The sequence below is a fragment of the Winogradskyella poriferorum genome, assembly GCF_050618035.1.
In the GTDB taxonomy this organism is placed as follows: Bacteria; Bacteroidota; Bacteroidia; order Flavobacteriales; family Flavobacteriaceae; genus Winogradskyella; species Winogradskyella poriferorum_A.
The window spans coordinates 1-224 of record NZ_JBODPY010000210.1 but is presented as its reverse complement, the minus strand read 5'-3'; the positions used below and the strand labels follow the sequence as shown (position 1 = coordinate 224).

Sequence of the window (224 nt, the reverse complement as noted above, 5' to 3'; positions counted from 1 at the left end):
GTAATGATTTCATTAAATGGTGTGCTATTGCTAAATTGCTTTGGTAATGGACTTGGTAAAGCATTACCATTGGCATCAAAATAGCTCACACTCATTCCGCTTTGGCCATTTAATACATCGCTCTCTACGGTTGAGGTATCAAAATATTCGAAGATGCCATCATTATTATCATCACATCCATTAAACAATGCTAAGGAATTGGCTACTGGATTCTCACTCACAAA

General features: G+C 36.6%; 1 protein-coding gene. It reads right to left on the bottom strand.

Annotated features, from left to right (window positions below; all coding sequences use genetic code 11):
- Positions 1-224 (bottom strand): hypothetical protein (locus ACRHOC_RS15500; RefSeq protein WP_431159482.1); only part of this gene is annotated, 224 nt, incomplete at both ends.